The sequence below is a fragment of the Streptomyces sp. NPDC014733 genome, assembly GCF_043083385.1.
Taxonomy (GTDB): domain Bacteria; phylum Actinomycetota; class Actinomycetes; order Streptomycetales; family Streptomycetaceae; genus Streptomyces.
The window spans coordinates 1-4,068 of record NZ_JBIBYO010000034.1 but is presented as its reverse complement, the minus strand read 5'-3'; the positions used below and the strand labels follow the sequence as shown (position 1 = coordinate 4,068).

Annotated in this window: 1 protein-coding gene; it reads left to right on the top strand. The window is 70.8% G+C overall.

What is annotated here, in order from left to right; all coding sequences use genetic code 11:
* Positions 1-61 precede the first annotated feature (61 nt).
* Positions 62-4,068: SDR family NAD(P)-dependent oxidoreductase (locus tag ACF1BH_RS30865; protein ID WP_391647730.1), on the top strand; the 4,007-nt coding region annotated here is incomplete at its 3' end.

The window sequence follows — 4,068 nt, the reverse complement described above, 5'->3', positions numbered from 1 at the left end:
GGGTGACAACCCCAGGCGCGCGGGTGTGTCGTCGTTCGGGATCAGCGGCACCAACGCGCACGTGATCATCGAGGAGCCACCGGCGGTCGCGGCGGCTCCCGATCGCGAGAAGTTGCCGGCCGTGCCGTGGGTCCTGTCAGCCAAGACCGGCAAAGCCCTGACCGGCCAGATGGTCCGGCTCCTTGACCACCTCACCCGCAATCCCGATCTCGACGTGGCCGATGTCGGCTTCTCGCTTGCGGGCCGTTCGCTGTTCGAGCACCGGGCAGTGGTGATCGGCACCGACCGGGCGGAACTGGTCGACGGCTTGACCAGCCTGATCGAAGGCAACCCCGGTCTCGGCGCCGTGCACGGTCGCGTTCAGCCGGACGGCAAGACCGCGTTCGTGTTTCCCGGCCAGGGCGCGCAGCTGCTCGGCATGGGTCGCGAGCTGTACACGTCGTTCCCGGCTTTTGCCCAGGCCCTCGACGCGGTTGCCGAGGAGTTGGACAAGCACCTTCGCCTGCCGGTGCGGCAGGTGATGTGGGGTGACGACCAGACTCTCCTGAACACCACCGAATTCGCGCAGCCGGCTCTGTTCGCCGTTGGGGTGGCGTTGTTCCGGTTGTTGGAGAGCTGGGGCGTTCGGCCGGATTTCGTGCTGGGGCATTCGGTTGGTGAGTTGGCGGCAGCTCACGTTTCGGCTGTGTTGTCGTTGGCCGATGCGGCGATGGTGGTGGCTGCACGGGGTCGGTTGATGCAGGCGTTGCCGTCCGGTGGCGCGATGGTGGCGATCCAGACCGGCCTGGACGAGGTGGTGGCGTCCCTGGTGGATGGTGCTGTGGTCGCGGCGGTGAATGCTGTGGACTCGGTGGTGGTGTCCGGCAGCGAGGATGCTGTCACCGCGGTGGCCGAGGTGTGGCGTTCGCGCGGGCGCCGTACGCATCGTCTTGCGGTGTCGCACGCTTTTCATTCGCCGTTGATGGACCCGATGTTGGCGGAATTCGGAGAGATCGCCGCTCGGGTATCGCCCGGCCGCCAAGGGATCCCGCTGGCGTCGAACGTCACCGGTGACCTCGCCGGCGACGGCTACGGCTCGGCCGCGTACTGGGTGGAGCATGTGCGGCAGCCGGTGCGGTTTGCCGATGGCGTGCAGTGCCTGACGGCAGCCGGTGTGACCCGGTTCATGGAGCTGGGCCCGGCCAGCGGCATCACCAGCACCATCCCGGACGCGGTGACCATGCCGGTGCTCCGCAAGGAACGGCCGGAGGCCGCGTCGTTGATGGCCGCGCTGGGGCAGTTGTCGGTGACCGGCAACAGCGTCGACTGGCGCACCGTGTTCGGCCCCGACGCGCGGCGGGTGCCCCTGCCGACCTACGCGTTCCAGCGGTCCCGGTTCTGGCTGCAAGCAACCGGCGCGCCGGCCGATGTCTCGCGCCTCGGCCTCGACGGCACCGACCACGCCCTGCTCGGCGCAGCCGTCGAGCATCCCGACACGGGCGGTGTGGTGCTCACCGGCCGGCTGTCGCCGTCCACCCAGCCGTGGCTGGCCGACCACGCGATCCTCGGCACGACGGTCTTTCCCACCACAGGCTTCGTGGAGCTGGCCGTCCGCGCAGGAGACGAGGTCGACTGCGGCCTGGTCGAGGATCTGGTGCTGCGCACGCCGTTGGTGCTGCCGGCCGAGGGCGGCGTGTCGATCCGCGTTGTCGTCGACGAGGCCGGTGAGACGGGCCGACGCGCGGTGGCGATGTACTCCCGCAGCTCCGACACCTGGGTCCTGCACGCCGAAGGCCACCTCCAGCCGACCGAGTCGTCGGCGACCGCCGCCGACCTGTCCGTCTGGCCGCCCGAGGACGCCGTCCCGGTGGACGTCACCGACATCTACGACGGCCGTCTGGCCGACCGCGGCCACGACTACGGGCCGGTGTTCCAGGGCTTGCGGGGTTTGTGGCGGCGCGGTGAGGAGTTGTTCGCCGAGGCCTCGCTGCCGCCGGACACCGATGTCACCGGCTTCGGCCTGCATCCCGCGCTCCTGGATGCTGTGCTCCACGCCTGGTTCGACGGCGATGACGCGGTGTTCCCCGCCAGCTGGGAGGGAGTTTCCCTGCACGCGGCCGGCGCGACGGCCGTGCGGGCGCGACTCGCTCCGACGCAGGGGGCCGGCGTGGCGGTGGAGCTGGCCGACGCCGCCGGCTTACCGGTGATGTCGGTGCGGGCGGTCACCGTCCGCCCGGCCTCGTCCGACGAACTGCGCACCGCCGGCAACTGCGCCGCGGACAAGCTCTTCGAGGTCGTCTGGTCGCCGACCCCGACCCCGACCCCGACCCCGAGCGCCGGCCTTCGGCCGGACGGCAACACCGTCGTGTTCGAGGTGCCCCGAACGGAGTCGGTGGTGGCCGGCTCGCACGAGGTCACGCATCGAGTCCTGACAGCCTTGCAGGACTTGGTCAATGGTCCGACCGACCGCCGGCTGGTCGTCGTCACACGTGGGGCGGTCGGACTGCCCGGCGAGGACGTCGAGGACCTGGCCGGGGCAGCGGTCTGGGGCCTAGTCCGGTCGGCGCAGACGGAGCATCCGGGCCGGGTCGTCCTGGCGGACGTCGATGCCGAGACCGACGTCGAGGCCGTGCTGGCCGTCGGCGAGCCCCAGGTCGTTGTCCGCGGCGGAACCAGCTATGCCCCACGGCTCACTCGGCTGCCGGCCACCACCGGCACGTCCGCGCCGGCCGACGGCACGGTGCTGATCACCGGTGGCACCGGTATGGCCGGCGCGACCATCGCGCGGCATCTTGTTGCGGCGCACGGGGTGCGGAGCCTGCTGCTGGTCAGCCGCCGTGGTGCGGAGGCCGCCGGTGCCGATGAGCTGCTGACGGAGTTGGCCGCGCTCGGTGCGGAGGCTCGGATCGTGGCCTGCGATGTGGCCGATCGGGCGGCACTTGCCGAGGCGTTGTCCGGTGTGCCGTTGAGCGGCGTGATTCATGCGGCCGGTGTGCTTGACGATGCGGTGATTGGTTCGTTGACGCCGGATCGGGTCGATGTGGTGTTTCGGGCGAAGGTCGATGCTGCCTGGAACCTGCACGAGTTGACCCGAGATCGGAAGCTGTCGATGTTCGTGTTGTTCTCGTCGATGGCCGGCACCGTCGGTTCGCCGGGGCAGGGGAACTACGCGGCGGCGAACGTGTTCCTCGACGGATTGGCCGCGCATCGGCGGGCGCTCGGCCTGCCGGGTGTGGCGCTGGCCTGGGGCCTGTGGGCGGAGGCCAGTGCCATGACCGGGCACCTGGGCGCGGCGGACCTGGCCCGGTTGAGCCGCGGCGGCCTGAAGCCGTTGGCCGCACACGAGGCCACCGAGCTCTTCGACGCCGCGATCGCCGCGGACCGGGCCCACGTCATGCCGGCGCACCTTGACCTCGCCGGGTTGCGCAGGCAGCTCACCACCGGGCTGCTGCCGCCGATGCTGGCCGGGCTGGTGCGGGGCCGGGCCCGTCGAACCGTCAGTGCCGTGGGCGCGGCCTCCTCGGCACTGGCCGGGCAACTGACGGGGCTGCCCGCCGACGAGCAGGAGGCGGCGGTCCTGCGGCTCGTGCAGTCGAACGTGGCCACCGTGCTCGGGCATGCGTCGCCCGAGGACGTGGAGCCGGACCGCGCATTCCAGAACCTCGGCTTCAACTCCCTGACGGCGGTCGAACTCGGCAAACGTCTCACCCATGCCACGGGCCTGACCTTGTCGACCACTCTCGTGTTCGACTACCCCACGCCCGCCGCCCTGGCCCGGCACATCCGGGAGAAGATCACCGGCGCCCGGGCACCGCAGCGTCGCGACCGCGCCGGAGTGACCGCCGACGAGCCGATTGCGATCGTCGGCATGGCGTGCCGGTACCCGGGTGGCATCGATGCGCCGGAGGGCCTGTGGAATGTCGTCGCCGGCGGCCAGGACATGATCTCCGAGTTCCCGACCGATCGTGGGTGGGACGTCGACGGTCTGTTTGACCCGGATCCGGATGCGGTTGGTCGTTCATACACGCGGTCCGGTGGGTTTCTCACTGATGCGGCGGGATTTGACGCGGCGTTCTTCGGGATCGCGCC